We start from the raw sequence: 19,979 nt of genomic DNA on the forward strand, positions 1-19,979 counted from the left end.
GTTTATAGGGATTAAAAAATGGAACAATATAAACGTGATTTTATCGAATTTGCTTTAAGCCGAAATGTATTGAAATTCGGAGAGTTTACTTTGAAGTCGGGGCGTAAAAGTCCGTATTTTTTCAATGCGGGTTTGTTCAATACGGGGGCAGATTTAGCGCGTTTAGGCGAGTTCTATGCTGCGGCAATTCAGGCAAGTGCGGTACATTTTGATGTGGTTTTTGGCCCGGCTTACAAAGGTATTCCAATTGGCACTTCAGTTTCGGTGGCGCTATTTAATCGTTATGGTATTGATAAGCCCGTGTGTTTTAATCGCAAAGAAGTGAAAGATCACGGAGAGGGCGGTAATTTAATTGGTAGCCCATTGCAAGGAAAAATTTTGCTTGTGGATGACGTGATTACGGCGGGCACTGCGATCCGTGAATCTATGGAATTAATCAGTGCAAATCAGGCTGAGCTTGCGGCGGTATTGATCGCTCTAAACCGTAAGGAACGAGGAAAAGGTGAGCTTTCAGCAATTCAAGAAGTAGAACGTGATTATCAATGCCAAGTGTTATCCATCATTGATTTAGATGATTTGATGCAATTTATTGAACAAGATCCTCGATACAGTAGCCATTTGCCAGAAATGCGTGCTTATCGTGCCGAATTTGGCGTATAAAACTTGAGAAATAAATTTTTGTCATCATTATAAATAACATTATAAAAATAACCGCACTTTGACTTAACAGGGGAAAGAATGGGATTTATTGGAAAAATTATAGGCGTATTTTTAGGTTGGAAAGTTGGTGGATTTTTTGGTGCGATTGCTGGGCTCATTTTAGGTTCTATTGCAGATAAAAAATTGTATGAGCTTGGTTCGGTAAGTTCTAGTTTCTTTAAAAAGAAAACAACGCGTCAAGACTTGTTTATGCAAACCACCTTTGCGGTGTTAGGGCATTTAAGCAAATCGAAAGGGCGTGTAACAGAAGAAGATATCCAATTAGCTAATCAATTAATGATTCAGCTTAAACTGGATGATGCGGGACGTAAATTAGCGCAAGATGCGTTTCGTCGTGGTAAAGAATCTGATTTCCCGATTCGCCAAGTTATCCGTGAATTTCGCATTGGCTGTGGGCAACGTGCTGATTTATTGCGAATGTTCTTACAAGTGCAAGTTCAAGCGGCTTTTGCCGATTTAGAACTTCACGAAAATGAGAAAGAAGTGCTTTATGTAATTGCTGAAGAACTTGGTCTTTCTCGTATGCAATTTGAACAAATGATTGCGATGGAAATGGCTGCTCGAGCTTTTACTCAAGGCGGTTTTTATCAGCAATATCAACAAGGTACATATCAAGGTGGCTACCAATATCAGCAACAAAATAGTGGTGGTTACCAACATGCTTCTGGCCCAACTTTAAATGATGCCTATAAAGTATTGGGTGTGACTGAGTCCGACGAGCAAAACACGGTCAAGCGCGCTTATCGTCGTTTAATGAATGAACACCATCCAGATAAACTCGTGGCAAAAGGTTTACCGCCAGAAATGATGGAAATGGCAAAAGAAAAAACTCAACAGATTCAAGCTGCTTACGATTTAATTTGTAAAGCAAAAGGCTGGAAATAGTGCGTGTAATTCTTGCGCCTATGCAAGGGGTTTTAGATTCCTTTGTACGCCAACTTCTCACCGAAGTGAATGACTACGATTTATGTATAACAGAATTTGTGCGCGTAGTTGATCAACTTCTTCCTGAAAAAGTATTTTATCGTTTATGCCCTGAATTAAAAAATCAGGGCTTTACTTCTTCTGGTACGCCTGTTCGAGTACAGTTGCTTGGGCAGCATCCAGAATGCCTTGCTGAAAATGCAATTCGTGCGATAGAACTTGGCTCTCATGGCATTGATTTGAATTGTGGTTGCCCCTCTAAAACAGTGAATGGCAGCAATGGCGGTGCGGCATTATTGAAACAGCCTGAATTGATTTATCGTGCCACTCAAGCCTTACGCAGAGCTGTGCCAAGTGAATTCCCCGTTAGTGTAAAAGTGCGGTTAGGCTGGGGTGATATTTCTCAAGCTTTTGAAATCGCTGATGCGGTAGAGCAAGGCGGCGCAACCGAAATTACAGTTCATGGGCGCACAAAAGCTGATGGTTATCGTGCTGATCGAATTAATTGGAAAAAAATTGGCGAAGTCCGAGAGCGTTTATCCATTCCTGTTATTGCTAACGGAGAAATTTGGCATTGGCAAGGTGGGCAAGACTGCTTATCTCAAACAGGCTGTCAGGATTTAATGGTGGGACGAGGTGCGTTGAATATTCCGAATTTAAGTCATGTTCTGAAATCAAATGCAGAAAAAATGCCTTGGTGTGAGATTCAAAAAATCTTGCAAAAATATGCTAATGTCGAAAATGAATATGACAGCGGTTTTTACCATGTGGCACGAATTAAACAATGGTTACGTTATTTGAATAAGGAATATGATGAAGCGAACCAAGTGTTTGATAAGATTAAGACTTGCCAAAATGCTGAAGATTTGAAATTACGTTTAAATGATAAATAAAAAACCTGCTAATCAGCAGGTTTTCTTTGATCTGACCCCAAAAAGTTAGACTGTCATTTAAAGGATTGCTTTCGATATTGTATCGGACTCAGTCCTTTTAATTTTAGTTGAATCCGTCGGTGGTTATAGTAATCCAAATAATCCCTGACGGCATCAACTATCTCTTCTCTACTGTTAAATTCCCGACCATAAAAACATTCCGTTTTTAATCGCCCAAAGAAACTTTCCATCGCGGCATTGTCCAAGCAATTCCCTTTTCTCGACATACTTTGAATGATGCCATGTTCAGCCAAGATTCGACGATAAGCTACCATTTGATATTGCCATCCCTGGTCTGAATGTAAAATGACACCACAAGCGTTGTTTAGCCCTTTGACGGCTTGCATTAACATGTCCTCTACTTGTGCCCAGTTTGGGGAATAGCTGAGATTATAGGAGGCTATCTCATTGTTAAATAAGTCTAAAATAGGGGATAAATAGACTTTACTCCCATCTTTCGCCTTAAACTCGGTGATATCAGTTACCCACTTTTGTTTCGGGGCCGTTGCACTAAAATCGCGTTCAAGATGATTCGGTGCAATCACCCCTATCGTGCCTCGATAGGTCGTCAATTTCTTGCTTTTTCTTGACCGCACTTGAAGCCCAAGTGCCTGCATTAAACGTTGGACTTTTTTATGATTCACGCCTGGCAAGCAGGCATGAACACGTCGGTAGCCATAATCAGGATGATTGGCTTTGATGCGTTTAATGGCCTTTTTCAGCGGCTCATCCTTATCCAGTTTAATCTGAAGTTTAGCAAAAAATGTACTACGCGCTAACTGTGCAAAGCCTAAAAGCCATTTTAACGGATAGCGTGTTCTTAACCTTTGGATAATTTCTGTTGCTCGGCTTCGTCCTGAAGTCTGAGCTTTCTCAACTCCTTTAGGTAGGCTACCTCCGCTTCAAGCTGTAAAATTCTCAAACGTAAACGGTCTTCTTCAGTTTTGGGTGGCGGTGGCATTTTTGCATATTTGGGTTTCATTGGCGGTCGTCCTGATGGTTTATGGGGAATCAGTCCTTTTATGCCACTTTTTTCAAACCGTTTCAACCATGTCCCGACTAAGGCGTTGGAAGGAATATTGTAAAAACGCGCAGCTTCTCTAATACTCATTTTCCCATTCAAAATAGGTTGGAGAGCCTGTAATTTAAATTCGATTGTGTAGTGTTTACCCATAAAAAATCTGCACCTCAATTGTTGGTTTGGTTAGTCCAACTTTTGGGGTGCAGATCATTTTTCACCGCTCTTTTTAGAGGAAGATTAATGTCTTGGGAGGTAACGTACTGGATCCACTGATTTACCTTTATAGCGAATTTCAAAGTGGAGTTTCACGGTATTTGTACCAGAGCTACCCATTTTTGCGATTTCTTGACCAGCTTTGACTTCTTGTTGATCGGTTACAAGAATTTTGTCGTTATGCGCATAAGCACTTAGGAAATCATCATTATGTTTGATGATGATTAAATTACCGTAACCACGTAAAGCATTGCCAGCATACACTACGCGACCTGATGCAGCTGCTTTTACCGCTTGTCCACGAGAGCCACTAATATCAATCCCTTTATTTCCGCCATCAGTATTGGAGAAACCTTGAATGATATTACCTGAAGTCGGCCATTGCCATGCAACATTTGATGCGATTGGTGCAACAACATTGGCATTAATCGGTGTGCTATTGGTGTTCTCTACTGGTGTTGTTGGTACTGATGGTGTTGTCGCAGGGGTAACAGGAGTTGTCGCGACTGGTACCATTGCTGGTGCGGTATTCGCTACACCTGCTCCAGATTTAATTGGGCCAATGATTGTGCCATCAGATCCCATTTGCGTACCATTTGCACCTGGTGTATAGGTGACTGCTGGTTCTGCTGGCGCAGTCGGTGCAGCTGCAGTAGTTGTTGCTGTTGCTGCCGCTGCCGCAGGTTGTTTTACCGGAACCGTTGTTGTCACTGTTTTTGTGCCACAATTAGAGATTTTTAAAGTTTGACCTAGGCTCAAACTATAAGGCTCTGTCATGTTGTTCAATGCTGCTAATTCTTTTACATCAATCCCTGCCAAGTAGGCGATTAAGAACATGGTATCGCCTTTGTTTACTTTATAGGTATTGCCTTTGTAAGAGCCTTTTTCAATTTGGCTATAATCTGGTGCATTGGTATTTGGGTTGCGCGGAACATTAATATGTTGAGAACCTACGCAATCAGAAACTGTTTTAGTGATTGTTTTTGTTTGCACAGCTGGCGCTGGAGCTGGTGTTGGCGCTACTGGTTTTTGAGCCGGCTGAAAAGCTGGCTGCGCAGGTTTGAATGCCGGTTGAGCAGGCGCTGCTGGCATGGCAGGCTGTTGATAGGTTGGTTGGAAATTTGGCTGTGGAGTTTGCACGCCTGTTGGAACACCGCCCATCGCTGGTACCGTGTTTTTTTGAATTTCAGGTTGCCAAGAACCGCCCATATCTCCACCATTTACTGGTTGCATGATGCCAGGGGAAAGATTGTCATCAGCATTGCTGATTGGCGCTGGAGAATTAGAGGTACAAGCCGATAATACAACAAGACTCAAAGGGAGTAAGAGAAACGATTTTTTCATAGTAATTCCTTATTGTTCCGTTATTATTTCATTTGCGCTGGCATTGTGTTTTTTTGGATTTCTGGCATAAAGCTACCGCCAGCAACAGCACCCGTGCCTTCTACTGGTTGCATGATGCCGTTTGGCAACGCATCTGGATCTTTAACCGGTTCTGATGCACATCCAACTAATACGAATCCAACCATTAAAATAAGACCTAATTTATTCATTTTTTATCCTAGTTTTTCAATATAAAGTAAGCTATGACAGCCAGTGCCACCACTGACCAACCAATAATTTCAATAGATTTTCGCAATTTTGCGGCGAATTTTTCACCGCCCCATGCGGCTAATTTTGCCACCAGCAAGAAACGCGCTAAACGTGAAACAAATGCGGTGATGGCAAAAGGGAAAAATGCCATTTGCATTACTCCAGAGCAGAGCGTAAACACCTTGTAAGGAATTGGGCTAAAACCCGCCACAAACACAACTAATACGCCCCATTGCTCAAACCAATTTATGGCTTTTGCCCAATGCGCACCATATCCCCATTGTTGCACAATGTTTTCTACCCAGTCGGTTGCATAATAACCAATAGCGTAACCGATAACCCCACCGATGACAGAAGCAATCGCCGTATAAAATGCAAATTTTACCGCACTTTTTGGCTTTGACATTGACATTGGGATCAACATCACATCAGGTGGAATAGGAAAAAATATCGCCTCGATAAAACTAACAAAAGAGAGCCAGAAAGTCGCAAAACGGTGCGTTGACCATTGCATAGTTTTATCGTACATCGCGCCGAAAATTTTCATATTTATTCTCTATTTGCTAACACAAGTCATTATTCCTGCGCTAACCAATCTTGTAAAGCCGAAAGTGAATGATGTGCAGTAAGATCTGCCTGAATTGGAGTGATAGACACATAACCATTTTTTACCGCATGGAAATCTGTTCCCTCGCTTTCATCTTCGGGTAATGCTGAAGGACCAATCCAATAAATGGTTTCATCACGAGGATCCCTTTGTTTAATGACTTCTGCAGACGACGCACGGTAACCCAAGCGACACACCTTGTAACCCTTTAATTCTTCAAAAGGTAAATCCGGCACATTGATATTAATAATTTCACGAGGATTTAATAATTGATGATGTAATTTTGGAATGAGATCACACACCACTCGTGCTGCTGTTTCATAATGTTGACGACCATCTAACGAAACAGCAATAGCAGGCAACCCTAAATGACGCCCTTCAAGGGCTGCAGCTAATGTGCCTGAATAAATCGTATCATCGCCCATATTGCAACCTGCATTAATGCCCGAGACCACTAAATCCACTTGGCCAGATAAAAATCCGTTTAACGCTAAATGTACACAATCTGCAGGTGTGCCATTTACACAATAATCGCCATTATCTAAATGGCGTGGGCGCAATGGCTCCACTAATGTGAGCGAGCTTGATGCCGCACTTCGATTACGATCAGGTGCAACAACAATGACTTCTGCAATTTTTCTTAATTCTGTTGCTAAAACTTGAATGCCTTCCGCGTGAAAACCGTCATCATTACTGACTAAAATTCGCATTGTACTTCCTTATGCTTCTGTATAATTTACTAACTCACGAACTAATGCCGTGGCATAACTGCCTGCTGGCAAATAAAATTTCAAACGCAAGCCTTCTGGCTCAAATGCCCAAGAAAACCCTTTTGCTTTTATCAATAATGGGCGACGCGATGCTTTCATTCTTTCTTGTTTCATTAAAGGATCGAAAGCTGAATGTTGATTTACGATTTCATTTTCAATATCGCTTGCGGCCAACACATTTTCACCAATTAAAGGGGCAGTAAGCAAAATATCTTGATTTTCTAACCGCACTTGCAAGGCATTTAAGTCTTCTTTTTCATCCGCTTTGAACCAACTGTGTGAACCGGCTAATTGCACAATATCATTTGGCAAAACTTGATTTGTTGCGCCCTTTACAATACGTGCAGCCACAACCAGATTAAAAATCTCACTGCGCGCGGCGGAAAGATAAAAACTGCGTTTTTTGCGATCTTTTACCTTGATTTCCCCTTTCGCCCAACGCAATGCTTGCGTGAGGTTATGACCATCCCGACCAAAACGTTGTTCCGTAAAATAATTGGGGAAACCAAAATTTGCCACAAAATCCAACCGCGCTTTAAGCTCATCAGATTCTTCTGCACCGCGTAATAAAATATCGAAATAATTTCCCTCAAGGCTACCCGTGCGAATTTTTCGGTTATGTCGAGTAACCGTTAAAATCTCTACGCCATCTAATTCAAATTGACTGAAATCGGGCGTTTCCATTCCTGGCATTTGTAAACAAAACCATTGTTCTGTCACTGCTCGACGATCTTTCAACCCCGCATATCCCATATTGCGTTCAGAAACACCGGCAAATTTAGCTAATTTTTCGCCAACAAATAAGGTGTTGCAATCTGTTTTGCGTACATACAATGCAACAAACTCTCCATCGCCCGACATTTCATAGCCTAAATGCTCTTTTACAATAAAATCCGCACATTCAGCCTTTAAAAGTGCGGTGGTTTTTGGCGGAGTTTTTAATGCCAAATAAGGGAGTTGATCGAGCATGATTAAGGGTTCTTTTTTATCGAAAATAATTGTGCGAAATTCTATGCGACTTTTCGTGATTTATCCACTAAAATAACCGCACTTTTGTTCTTGTTGAAGGATTTTATTATGTCAAAATTGGCAGAATTACAAGCAGAAACCCGTGAAATTATCGCTGATTTACTTAACGATGGTAGTGACCCGGACGCGCTTTACATTATTGAGCATCACATTGCTCATCACGATTTTGATTTGTTAGAAAAAATCGCGGTAGATGCGTTTAAAGCCGGTTATGAAGTTTCCGAAGCAGAAGAATTTGAAGATGATGACGGCAAACCTATTTTCTGCTTTGACATTATCAGTGAAGTGGAACTAAAAGCGGAGATTATTGATGCTCAACAAAAAGAAATCCTTCCGTTATTAGAAAAACATAAGGGTATTTACGACGGGTGGGGCACTTATTTTGAAGACCCAAATGCCGATGACGATGAATACGGTGATGATGGGGAATTTTTTGATGATGAAGAAGATCCTCGTGTACATTAATCATTCTTTTTAACCGCACTTAATAAGTGCGGTTATTTTTTAGGTATGAGAAAAACAAACTACTCATCATTATTGCTGTGCATTTTTTATCACATTCACAATTTCATCTTTCTCAAATTGGGTTTTGAACACAATTTTCGTATCCGATGCAACGAGATTAAACAATTTTTCTGCGTGTTTAATTTTTTGCTGCTCTTCCGAACGTAAAGATTGATCGTCTGGTACATTTTTGCTTTCTACAATCAAATTCAACGTGTCGCCCGAGCTTGTTTTTATAATATAAGCAAAATCGGGCGAGTATGTACCGCCGCCTGCCACAGGGATTTTGATAGAATTTTTTGGGATTTTTGTAAACACAATTACTTCTTTTACTTGATTTTTCGTGATGTTTGCGTGTTCCAATTCACTATCAAAAAACACACTTTCAAACAAAAATTCAGCCAATGGGCTACCCGAATCAAACTGTGTGCCTAAATCCGAAGCATTCACTTCTGCCAACGCATTGCCTTGATTATCCGTAAATTTGGTTGGGTGAACACTACCGCCCACACGGCTAAATCCTACTTCAAACGCATTAAAGGAATTGAGCAATAACCAGCGGTCAAACCCTGCTTTTATCGTGCGAATCGTGCGTTCATTCAGGAAGTTTGAAATTTCCAACACATCACGAAGCGCAAAAAATGCCTTGTGCAAAGTCTGCATTTGAATCAAAGCCGTTTGCGATAATTTCAATAAAAACTCACGATAATTCAGCGTATTAATCGGTTCAAAAACTTCATCGTTCAGGCTTCTTGTTTCAGTGGCAGACAATAAACCATTATCCACACGAATTTTATTTTGTACGGTGCGTATGCCAGTTGCCGTAAATTTATCCGCATTTTCTTTCAGATAACGGATAAACAAACTCAAAAATTCATCTTCATCTTTGATTTTGTATTGCAACAAGGCTTTTTGGTTAATGATTTCCCATAAGGCTTTTAATTCATCATATTTAGCGATACGCATTTTCACTTTTTCAGCTTTTTCACCTGAACGTTTGATTTTTCCATCTTTCAGGCTGCCTGAACTTTCAAAGGCTTTTGGAAATAATTTTTTCGTTTCAGCAAAGCCATTTTCCAAAAAGACATCATCGTCATCGGTTAAATCTGCTAATTGATTGCGAATCTGTTTCTTACTGAGATCAGGATAAGCCGTCTGAATTTTCTTAATTAATTCATCAGTTAAAGCCGTAAAAACAATCGGTTTTACCACCGCACTATTCACTTCATCAGTTAATTTTTTAACGAAATCCGTTTCGCTATTATCCACAAAATAATTCAAGAAAAAGGCGTGATCTTTTACTCTTGCCATATATTCATTTACAGGTAAACGTAAGCCACGACCGACTTCCTGCAATTTGCTCGTTTCAGAGCCGCTAGAACGCAATTTGCAAATTTGAAACACATTAGGATTGTCCCAACCCTCTCGCAACGTCCATTTGGAAAACACAAAACGACGTGGATTAGCAAGCGATAACAAGGTTTCTTTATCGTGCAAAATTTCATTTACTTCTTGCTCGATTTTGTCGTCTTTATCGCTGTTATCCTGCGAAAAATAGCCACCGTGTGTTTTAGAAATATCGTTTAATGCCGTTTGCCAATATTGGCGTAAAAATTCATCATTTTCTGTTTGCAAACGATGTTCTAATTCCGCTTTTACCATTTGCTCAAAAACGGTTTTTAGGCTGCCTGAAAGTTGATTTTTCTCATCACGATAGCCTGCAATATCATCAATGAAAAATAATGTGAGCGGTTTAATCCGTCCACCATTTCTCGTAAGCAATTCTTTTTCCAAGATAAAATGTTCTCTAATTGCTTGTCGCATCATTTTATCCCGCACAGTATCGCTGTATGAATATGGATTGATGGTATCGCCTTTTTTTAATTCAATACCATTGCTCAACACCAGCACGCTTTTATTCATTTCAGATACAAACAAATCGCTAATGGCTTGATGAATACGGTTTAAATTTTCGTCTTTACTTAACTTAAATGCTTGTTTATCTAAAATAAACGTCGCTTCTTTGCCGTCTAAATCAATCAGTTTAATTCGCTCGCCATTATCGCCGTCAATTTGTTCAGTAAATGCACGAATGCCTTTTACTAAATCATCATTAAACGCATCAATCGCACTTAATCGATAAAGTAAGTTTTCATATTTTTGTATGGTTAATTTAACAATTTTTCCTTGTTCATTTTTAACATTTTTGCCGTTTTCATCTTTTTTATTTACTTCAACACTAGGGAATGTTGCCCCATATCGCAAGATAAATTGAGCATTAAATTTTTGTATGTTTTGCCAAGTAACGCCATTTTTATCAAACTTATGCGGTTCATCAACAATCACAAAGGGATTAGTTGAAGCCAAGGCCTCAAAGGGCACAGAAAACTTATCTTTAATCAAACGGCTGCCGTCATTGCCCTTATCTTTTCCCGCCATTGTGTCGGAATTAATCATGCCTGCGTTAATCAATAAAACGTGAATTTTCTGCTTATCTTCCGTCCCCACAAAACGCACAATTTCAGAGGGCATAAAGGCTTTTTTTGCTTTATTTTTTTGGCTTTCTACCACATACAATTCAATTTCTGTTTCGCCATATTGCCCTGCAAAATCCTTGCGAAAATGTTCTGCAAGCGACGCGCTTTGCAAAAAGTTTTTCGTTCCTGCTTTAATGGGAAGAGTGGGTACAACCACGATAAATTTAAACACGCCCAGCACACGATTGAGCTCAAACATCGTTTTTGTGTAGGTATAAGTTTTGCCTGTCCCCGTTTCCATTGAAATATCAAGCACATTGCTATGAGATAACGCTATATCGCCCAGGTTATTGGCTTGTTGGATTTTTTGCAAATTATCCGTTTTTAGGTTGCCTGCAAATTCAATTAAGGGATTTTCATCTGTTTGCACATTTTTATTTAAATGCACACGGTCAAACACTGCCAAAACGGATTCAATCGCTCGCTCTTGATGGGGCAAATTTTTTTCGTAAGTAAAACCTGCCATTTTAATACCTCGCCAATACGCTTAAATTGTTCAAGCCTTTTTTATTGGCATAGGTTTTCACTGCTTGTGCCAATTCTTTTTGCATCACGCTATCTATATTTTCGCCAAATAACACAATGCGTTCAGGCACAAAATCCTTATCGTTATCCAAGCGTTCAATCAAGGCTTTCACGTTCTCTGATGTAAAACCGCTTGCCAATAAATATAAATGCTGACGACAGTAATAAGCGGTATAACCTACTAAATCAATGTTTTGCACTTTTTCAGGCAGCCTACAACCGTCAAACACTCGCCAAGTAGTTAAGAGCGTATGCAGTTGTTTATCGTTTAAATCAGTTTTGGGTAAAAAATCAATTTGTGGATCAAAATCAGTATTCAATGCCGTCTGAAAGTGCGGTTCGGTTTTGAAAATTTTAAAACCTAAATCTGCGGTTGTTTCTTTAAAATCTTGACGAATTTTAACCGCACTTTTTTCAATTCTAGCTTTGGTGATGTCAAAAATGGTTTTATAGCCCGCTTTATAGGCTTCGGATTTTTCGTCTGTTGGTTCGGGTAGTTGCACGCAAATAAATTTACGATTGCCTTTGTCTTCAGCATTTAATTGCATTACTGCGTGAGCGGTTGTGCCTGAACCTGCGAAAAAGTCTAGGATAGTTAAATCTTTATCATCAATTAACGTCATTAATGTTTGAATAAAATTTATATTTTTAGGAGCTGAAAAAATATCATTTTTTATTTTAAATATGTTTTTTAACATTGTACCTGCTGATGTCGTTTTAAAATCAAACTCAACATCCATTTTTTTATTTTGAACAACACCTTTATATTTTTTATTAGATAGAATGCTTTTTAATCGGATTGTTGTACTAAAATTTTTTTCATATATTTTATTTTCTTTAAATTCTAGTGCGTTTTCTAAAAATAATTGATTGATTTTTTCGGCAGTATAAGTATTTTCAGCAAAATTATTTCCTTGATATGATATATATCTGGCATATCCGTTTGAAGTTAGATTTAAGTCTATCTCATCTAGTTTATATTCTTTTTTTATAATGAAATCTTTAGTGCTAGTGTTAAAATAGACACTATAATGTTTCTCAGAATTAAAGCTACTTACTAAACTATTAAAGTCATTCTCTCCAACTAAAACACGTTTTCCACTGTTATGAACATAATTACCAAATTCGTCTAAAGCTAAATCATTTATATTTTTTGGAACATTTTCCACAAAATAACTTTTATCATAATTTAAAGCATAAATTAGGCAATAATCATTACAAACTGAAATAAATTTTGAGTTTTTTCGTCCCTTTGGGTTATTTTCAACAGACAAAAAGGCTACAAAATTCTCTTCCCCAAACACTTCATCACAAAGTAGTTTAAGCTGTGCCTGTTCATTATCATCAATGCTGATAAAAATCACGCCGTCATCTTTAAGTAAGTCGTGAGCCACTTTCAAACGCGGATACATAAACGTCAGCCACGCACTGTGTGAATTGGATTTTTTAGCAGTAAATTCAAGCACACGCTCCGCTTCTTCTAAATCCATACCCAATTCAACCAACTGCTGCGGCGTAAATTTTCGGTCATCTTGATAAACAAAACCGTCTGAACCTGTGTTGTACGGCGGATCGATGTAAATCATCTTGATCTGATTCTTATAAGCGTGTTTCAGATGTTTTAACACTTCCAAATTATCGCCTTGAATTAAGATATTTTCGCTATTTTGATTTTCCGGTTTTTGGTTGTGTTCAATATCTTCCGCTAAAAGCGTTTCAGGCTGCCTGTCTTTTAAAATTTTGGCATAGGATTTGCCCAGCCAATTGAGGCTGTAGCTTTCTTTTTCTGTTTTAATGCCGTTTGATTGCAACGCTTTCGCCATTTTTTCAGGCAAAAATGCGCCTTGTTTGTCAAAACAATTTGGGAAATGACGTTTTAATATGCTTAGCTGTTCGTTTTCAGCTTGGGTGTTTGATGAAAACAAGGTTTCTTTGGTGATTTCGATCATAATTTTTCTGCTTGCTTGTTAATATAATTATTTGATTTTGCCGTATAACAGGTCAGCTTTGCAAGTGTTGACCTTGATAACACAGTCTAAATTTAAAAACAAAGCCACATTAATTTAAAATTTGTTAAAGTTAAATAATGAAAGGCTATTAAATTTTAGCATTGCGCAAGGAATAATTTTCGTTACAATGATACAGCTTTTTTAACGGATTTTTTATAAGGAAAACATAATGAAAGTAGCAAAAAATGTAGTGGTGAGCATTGCTTACCAAGTTCGCACACAAGATGGCGTATTGGTAGATGAAGCTCCAGCGAATCAACCACTAGAATATTTACAAGGCCACAATAATTTAGTGATCGGCCTTGAAAAAGCGCTTGAAGGTAAAGAAGTAGGCGACAAATTTGAAGTACGTGTACAACCAGAAGAAGGTTACGGTGCATACAGCGAAAATATGGTTCAACGTGTACCAAAAGATGTATTCCAAGGTGTTGATGAGCTTGAAGTCGGCATGCGTTTCTTAGCGGATACTGACATTGGTCCTGTTCCAGTGGTGATTACTGAAATCGATGGCGATGAAGTTGTGGTTGATGGAAATCACATGTTAGCGGGTCAAGAATTACACTTCACCGTTGAAGTTGTCGCAACGCGTGAAGCAACATTAGAAGAAATTGCACACGGCCACGTTCACGGTGCACATAGCCACCACCACGATGATGACGAAGAGGGTCACGGTTGTGGCTGTGGTGGTCATCACCACCATCACGATCATGATCACGAGCATAGCGGATGCTGCGGCGGTGGTCACGAGCACGGACATGGTCATGGTCACGGCAGCTGTGGCTGCGGCGGTCATTAATTAAAAACAGCCGAAAACATTACCGCACTTTAGCAATGAAGTGCGGTATTTTTTTATGAAAAAATCGACAAAATGCGCTGAAAATATTGGATCCTAACGAACTTCTCGGTAGACTATAGCGCAATTTACTTAAAAAATTTTAGCCCCTTAAAATGAAGAAAAAATCGCTAAAACTCACCGCACTTTTTTTGGCATTAAGTTGTTTTCCTGCATTTGCGGAACAAACCGTTGATATTGAAGTTCAAGGCATCCGTGGTTTCCGGGCTGTTCGTAATACGGATCTCAATGTTCATCTGATTAACAAAGACGAAATGGATGGATCTGAACGCTATCAACATTTGGTGACCAAAGCTGTGGATCGTGGTTTGCGTGTGTTTGGTTATTATGAATCTTCCGTGCGTTTTGAACGAAAACAGCGTCAAGGCAAACACGATTTGTTGATTGCTCATGTTACACCTGGCGAGCCAACAAAAATTGCGGGCACTGATGTGCAAATTGAAGGGGAAGCCGCACAAGATGAAAATTTTGATGCGTTACGTAAAAACTTGCCGAAAGACGGTGTTTTGGTTGAACACCAAACTTACGATGATTACAAAACAGCGATCTCACGTTTAGCATTAAATCGTGGATATTTTGATGGGGAATTTAAAATTTCACGTTTAGAAATCAGCCCAGAAACCCATCAAGCATGGTGGCGAATGTTATTTGATAGTGGCGTTCGTTATCATTATGGCAATATTACTTTTAGCCATTCACAAATTCGTGATGATTACTTAAATAATATTCTTAACATCAAACCTGGTGATCCGTATTTAATGAATAACTTATCGGATTTAACCAGCGATTTTTCATCTTCAAATTGGTTTAATTCAGTTTTAGTTCAACCTAATGTTAATCATAAAAGCAAAACCGTGGATGTGGAGATTATTCTTTATCCACGTAAAAAAAATGCGATGGAACTAGGGGTGGGCTTTGCAACTGATGGTGGCGTGCACACTCAAATAGGTTGGACAAAGCCGTGGATTAATAGCCGTGGACATAGTTTTCGCACCAATCTTTATCTCTCTGCACCAAAACAAACTTTTGAGGCAACTTATCGAATGCCACTGCTTAAAAATCCATTAAATTACTACTATGATTTTTCTGTCGGTTGGGAAGGTGAAAAAGAGAATGATACCAATACGAGAGCGCTTACATTGTCCGCGTTACGTTATTGGAACAACGCGCATGGTTGGCAATATTTTGGCGGACTTCGTGCGCGATACGACAGTTTTACACAAGCCGATATAACCGATAAAACATTACTCCTTTATCCAACGGTCGGATTTACTCGTACCCGATTACGTGGCGGTTCTTTTGCAACTTGGGGCGACGTACAAAAAATCACTTTTGATGTGGGTAACAAAGTTTGGTTATCGGAAGCGTCTTTCGTAAAAGTGCAAGCCTCTAGCGCATGGATTCGTACTTATGCGGAAAATCACCGCATCGTTGCTCGTGCTGAAGTTGGGTATTTACATACAAAGGATATTGAAAAAATTCCGCCCGCGCTTCGTTTCTTTGCTGGTGGCGATCGCAGTGTGCGCGGTTACGGCTATAAAAAAATTGCGCCTAAAAATAAAAACGGAAAATTGGTTGGTGGCTCGCGATTACTTGCGGGTTCTTTAGAATATCAATATCAAGTTTATCCGAATTGGTGGGCGGCGACCTTCGCAGATAGCGGATTAGCAGCCAATGATTACACGACTAAAGAATTGCGTTATGGCGCAGGCGTTGGTGTCCGTTGGGCATCACCAGTAGGCGCGATTAAATTTGATATTGCCACCCCGATTCGTGATAAAGATAACAGCAAAAATATTCAATTTTACATCGGACTTGGTACAGAAATTTAAGGTGAATTTATGACAGAACAAATACAACCATCAGAAACTTCACCAAAATCACCTGATAAACCTAATAAAAAACATTGGGTACGCAAGGCTGTTTGTATCGGAAGTGCGGTCATTTTGGTGCCTGTTTTAGGTGTTGCTGGGGCTCTTTCTTTCGATGCGGGGCAAAGAGGTTTAATTCAACTTGCTGATAAAATGCTTGATAGTTTTTCCGTTGAGCAAATTGAAGGCGGATTACAAAATGGCTTGGTGCTAAATAATGTTCGTTATCAAACCGCTGGGATTGATACTCATATTGCACAAGCACGTTTACAGCTTGATTTCGGTTGTTTGCTTTCACGTGAGGTTTGTTTACGTGATTTCACTTTAAATAAACCGACGATTGCGATTAATACAGCATTACTGCCTCCATCTACGCCTGATGATTCAAAGTCTGGCACGATGAAACGCATTTCCTTGCCAATTGGTATCAATGCAGAAAATTTGGTGGTGCAAGATTTATCTGTAAATGTTGATCAGACTAATCTTACTCTCAGTCATTTTAAAAGTGCGGTAAGTTTAAATAATGAAAAAGGGTTAACTATTGCGCCGACTGAAATTAACGATATTTCAGTTATTTCAAAAAAATTGCCCGAAGTAAAACCTGATCCGCAAGCCAGACAGCCGAATAAGCCTGTAGATTGGGATGTGATTGAGCAATCTCTAACGCCTGCTTTTTTAGGCAATGTATCAGAAATAATTCTTCCTTTTGATTTACATGTCCCCGCGATTAAAGGCAAAAACTGGCATTATCAAGCGGTGAATGAAAAAGGCGAAACACTTCAATCTATTGAAATCCCAAGCCTGATTGCACAGGCGGATACTGTCGATAACCAACTGCAATTACAAAAATTAGCGGTAGAAAGCTCGTTGGGTAATCTTTATTCACAAGGTAAATTACAACTTGATGGTGATATGCCACTAGATTTAACCTTAAAATCCCATTTGGAGGCGTTGAAATCCGATGGAAAAGAAATTCTGCCAGCGAGTGATATTGATCTTACGCTTTCGGGATCATTGAAAAAATCCACCGCACTTTCTTTGAAAACAAAAGGCGTATTAGATGCTGAACTGAATGGCGAAGTGCAATTAGCACAAGACAAAATGCCCTTAAACCTCACATTAAATGTGGCAAAAGGACAATACGCTTTTGTAAACACAATGGCGCCACTCAAAATTAATGATGTGACACTTAAGCTCACAGGGGATTTACTGAATTATCACGCTGAACTTAAGGGTGGCGTAGATGGAATGGACTATATTCCTGCATCTAAAGTGGATCTTAATTCCGACGGTAAAATTTATGAAGTCATCGTAAATAAACTGGGGATAGCTTCGTTAGACGGTAAAAGTGAATTTGCGGGGGCTGTAAGCTGGAAAGAGGGAGCAAACTGGGATGTACAAGCCGATTTAGAAAAAATGAATATCGGTTTTTATGTACCTGTCATGCCTGCAACATTATCTGGCAAATTGCATTCACGTGGTTTTGCAGGCTCTCAAGGCTGGCAAGTGGAAGTGCCTACAGCTGATTTAAATGGAATATTGTCTGCAAAACCAATTAGCTTGAAAGGTTCTGCAACGCTTAATCAAAATGTACTTCTAACCGTGCCTGATTTGCAGGTTAGATATGGTGAAAATCATCTTAAAGCGAGAGGCGTGTTAGACGACCATTCTGATTTTGTATTAGATGTTTATGCACCGAATTTACGTGGTTTATGGTCTGATTTAAGTGGCAATGTGAAAGGGCATGCGGCTATTTCTGGCCAGTTCACCAGTCCAAATCTTGATCTTGACTTAACCTCGTCTAATTTACACTTGCAAGGTTTCCAGTTATCTAAAGCGAGCGCGAAAGGGAATATCAAAAGCGATCCTTTAGCTAAAGGGCAATTCAATGTTAAGGCGGAGCAACTTCATTATGGTGAAAGTGTTAAACTCCGTTTACTTGATCTCGATTTATCTGGCGATGAACAAAATCATCTGTTAACGCTTAAATCCCAAGGTGAGCCTGTTGCTGCAAATTTACAAATTAACGGCCATTTTGACCGCACTTTGGAACAGTGGAAAGGCACATTTTCCCAAGCAAAATTCGATACACCTATTGGTGATGTAAAATCTAACCAAGCTATTGCGGTGTCTTACGATCACAAACAAACACAAGCCAATATTGCTTCACATTGCTGGCAAAATACAGATGTAGAGTTATGTTTTCCACAATCTTTCAATGTGGGCAAACAAGGGAATATTCCTTTCCAATTTAAACGTGTTAATTTGGATTTAGTGAATAAACTTATCGAACAAGATAGCCTCAAAGGAAACTTGCAGGCACAAGGTAATGTTGCTTGGTTTACGGATAAACCATTCCAATTTAGCGCCAAAGTAGATGGCAATCATTTAGCCTTCTCTCAAAAATTGGATTACCGTACGTTTAAATTGGATATTCCAAAATTAACCCTTAACGCCGACATTCAAAATAACAATTTGGTTTTAAAAACAGACATTAATGTGTATAACCAAGGCAGAGTTGTTGGCGATATTCATTTAAATGACCTGGCTAAAAATCGTCAACTTGGCGGAACCCTTGCGATAGAACGATTAAACTTGTCGATCGCAAATCAGCTACTTACTAGCGGTGAATCTGTGAATGGTGAGGTAGTCTCGAAGTTGAGTTTCGGCGGGAATTTAGAGAAACCATTATTAAATGGCAACTTCAATATTCGTAATATTCGTACCAAATTAAAATCCATGCTAGTCAATATTACTGATGGCGATATTGCCGTACATTTCCACGGTAATAATTCCACCTTACAGGGAAAAATTGAAACTAGCGATAGTCGTTTGAATTTAACCGGCCGAGCAAACTGGGCGAATATTGAACATTGGACGACAGAATTAAATGCTCAGGCAAATAATTTCAACGTGGATATTCCTTCTATGGCGAAACTACGTTTCAGTCCAAATATCACGGTGAAAGCGAATCCGAAAGATTTGAATTTAAGCGGAACAGTGGATATTCCTTGGGCGCGAATTAGAATTGATAGCTTACCAGACACAGCTGAGCCAGTGAGCGAAGATGAAGTTATTTTAAATGGCCCTCATAAGAGCAAAGAAGAACTGATTAAACGTGAATTTGCGGCAAAAACAAAATCAGGCATGGATATTCGTTCTGATTTACGTATCAATATTGGTAAAGACGTTACCCTTGATGCCTATGGCTTAAAAACCAACCTCAGCGGTTTACTTTCCGTCAAACAAGACAAGGGTAACTTAGGTTTATTCGGTCAAATCAATTTAATCAAAGGTCGCTATGCTTCTTTCGGACAGGATTTACTGATTCGTAAAGGGCTTATTAGCTTTTCTGGTCAAGCGACACAACCTACATTGAATATTGAGGCTATTCGTAATCCTGAAGCAATGGAGGACAGCAAAATTACTGCTGGCGTGAGAGTGATTGGCATAGCTGATAGCCCCGAAGTTACTATTTTCAGTGAACCAAGCAAACCACAAGATCAAGCACTTTCTTATTTATTAACAGGTCGTTCGTTAGAAAGTAGCGGTGAAGCTGGCTCCAGTGGTTCAATTGGCGCAGCATTGATTGGTTTAGGCATTTCAAAGAGCGGTAAATTAGTGGGCAGTATTGGCGAAGTTTTTGGTATTCAAGACTTAAACCTTGGCACATCTGGCGTGGGCGACAAATCTAAGGTCACAGTAAGTGGAAATATTACCAATCGCTTACAAATAAAATATGGTGTAGGTTTATTTGATGGCTTAGCAGAAGTCACATTACGTTATCGCCTAATGCCACAGCTTTATTTTCAATCCGTTTCTAGTACAAACCAGGTGTTTGATTTGCTTTATAAATTTGAGTTTTAGGAAT

At 39.4% G+C, this 19,979-nt stretch carries 16 protein-coding genes; 7 read left to right on the forward strand and 9 right to left on the reverse strand.

From position 1 onward, the window contains the following. The first annotated feature begins 18 nt into the window (after positions 1–18). The 3 genes from pyrE to dusC all read left to right on the forward strand — a co-directional run bounded on the left by pyrE (position 19) and on the right by dusC (position 2,537). Positions 19–660: an orotate phosphoribosyltransferase gene (gene pyrE / locus DV434_RS03185; RefSeq protein WP_118785295.1), complete on the forward strand. Its 642-nt coding sequence runs from the start codon at positions 19–21 to the stop codon at positions 658–660. A 78-nt stretch (positions 661–738) separates the two neighbouring features. Continuing rightward, positions 739–1,605 carry a co-chaperone DjlA gene (djlA, locus tag DV434_RS03190; protein ID WP_118785296.1) on the forward strand — a complete coding sequence of 289 codons (867 nt, stop codon included), beginning with the start codon at positions 739–741 and terminating at the stop codon, positions 1,603–1,605. Then, the gene (dusC, locus tag DV434_RS03195) at positions 1,605–2,537 is read left to right on the forward strand and encodes a tRNA dihydrouridine(16) synthase DusC (protein WP_118785297.1); all 933 of its coding nucleotides are present in this window, start codon (positions 1,605–1,607) and stop codon (positions 2,535–2,537) included. Before djlA ends, dusC begins: the two co-directional genes overlap by 1 nt. A gap of 53 nt (positions 2,538–2,590) precedes the next feature. Here dusC and DV434_RS03200 read toward each other — a convergent pair whose 3' ends face one another. From DV434_RS03200 to truD, 7 genes are all read right to left on the reverse strand, one after another. Continuing rightward, positions 2,591–3,412 carry an IS3 family transposase gene (locus DV434_RS03200; RefSeq protein ID WP_118785497.1) on the reverse strand — a complete coding sequence of 274 codons (822 nt, stop codon included), beginning with the start codon at positions 3,410–3,412 and terminating at the stop codon, positions 2,591–2,593. Then, positions 3,397–3,750: a helix-turn-helix domain-containing protein gene (locus tag DV434_RS03205; protein WP_118785498.1), complete on the reverse strand. Its 354-nt coding sequence runs from the start codon at positions 3,748–3,750 to the stop codon at positions 3,397–3,399. Before DV434_RS03205 ends, DV434_RS03200 begins: the two co-directional genes overlap by 16 nt. 84 nt (positions 3,751–3,834) lie before the next feature. Next, positions 3,835–5,154, reverse strand: coding sequence for a murein hydrolase activator NlpD (nlpD, locus tag DV434_RS03210; RefSeq protein WP_118811454.1), 1,320 nt, complete (start codon positions 5,152–5,154; stop codon positions 3,835–3,837). A 23-nt stretch (positions 5,155–5,177) separates the two neighbouring features. Next, on the reverse strand, positions 5,178–5,363 hold the full coding sequence (locus DV434_RS03215) for a hypothetical protein (RefSeq protein WP_118776208.1): 186 nt from the start codon (positions 5,361–5,363) through the stop codon (positions 5,178–5,180). 8 nt (positions 5,364–5,371) lie between these two features. Next, positions 5,372–5,950 carry a YqaA family protein gene (locus DV434_RS03220; RefSeq protein ID WP_118781849.1) on the reverse strand — a complete coding sequence of 193 codons (579 nt, stop codon included), beginning with the start codon at positions 5,948–5,950 and terminating at the stop codon, positions 5,372–5,374. A gap of 29 nt (positions 5,951–5,979) precedes the next feature. Then, a complete protein-coding gene (surE, locus tag DV434_RS03225; RefSeq protein WP_118781850.1) occupies positions 5,980–6,720 on the reverse strand; it encodes a 5'/3'-nucleotidase SurE in 741 nt (246 codons plus the stop codon). Positions 6,721–6,729: 9 nt separating this feature from the next. Next, positions 6,730–7,749: a tRNA pseudouridine(13) synthase TruD gene (gene truD / locus DV434_RS03230; protein WP_118781851.1), complete on the reverse strand. Its 1,020-nt coding sequence runs from the start codon at positions 7,747–7,749 to the stop codon at positions 6,730–6,732. Positions 7,750–7,857: 108 nt separating this feature from the next. Here truD and rraB point away from each other — a divergent pair, with 108 nt between their 5' ends. After that, positions 7,858–8,274 carry a ribonuclease E inhibitor RraB gene (gene rraB, locus DV434_RS03235; protein ID WP_118811455.1) on the forward strand — a complete coding sequence of 139 codons (417 nt, stop codon included), beginning with the start codon at positions 7,858–7,860 and terminating at the stop codon, positions 8,272–8,274. A 69-nt stretch (positions 8,275–8,343) separates the two neighbouring features. Here the strand turns inward: rraB and DV434_RS03240 are convergent, their stop codons facing one another. Together DV434_RS03240 and DV434_RS03245 are read right to left on the reverse strand one after the other, a co-directional pair. Continuing rightward, complete coding sequence (locus DV434_RS03240) at positions 8,344–11,316, reverse strand: type III restriction-modification system endonuclease (protein WP_118811456.1); 2,973 nt, start codon at positions 11,314–11,316, stop codon at positions 8,344–8,346. Position 11,317: 1 nt separating this feature from the next. Then, on the reverse strand, positions 11,318–13,324 hold the full coding sequence (locus tag DV434_RS03245) for a site-specific DNA-methyltransferase (protein ID WP_118811457.1): 2,007 nt from the start codon (positions 13,322–13,324) through the stop codon (positions 11,318–11,320). 229 nt (positions 13,325–13,553) lie between these two features. Here DV434_RS03245 and slyD point away from each other — a divergent pair, with 229 nt between their 5' ends. The 3 genes from slyD to tamB all read left to right on the forward strand — a co-directional run bounded on the left by slyD (position 13,554) and on the right by tamB (position 19,975). Beyond that, complete coding sequence (slyD, locus tag DV434_RS03250) at positions 13,554–14,180, forward strand: peptidylprolyl isomerase (protein WP_118811458.1); 627 nt, start codon at positions 13,554–13,556, stop codon at positions 14,178–14,180. A 152-nt stretch (positions 14,181–14,332) separates the two neighbouring features. Beyond that, a complete protein-coding gene (gene tamA, locus DV434_RS03255; RefSeq protein WP_118811459.1) occupies positions 14,333–16,069 on the forward strand; it encodes an autotransporter assembly complex protein TamA in 1,737 nt (578 codons plus the stop codon). Between the two features lie 9 nt (positions 16,070–16,078). After that, the gene (gene tamB / locus DV434_RS03260) at positions 16,079–19,975 is read left to right on the forward strand and encodes an autotransporter assembly complex protein TamB (RefSeq protein WP_118811460.1); all 3,897 of its coding nucleotides are present in this window, start codon (positions 16,079–16,081) and stop codon (positions 19,973–19,975) included. Positions 19,976–19,979: the final 4 nt, after the last annotated feature.

Source organism: Haemophilus haemolyticus (genome assembly GCF_003493685.1).
GTDB classification, from domain to species: domain Bacteria; phylum Pseudomonadota; class Gammaproteobacteria; order Enterobacterales; family Pasteurellaceae; genus Haemophilus; species Haemophilus haemolyticus_O.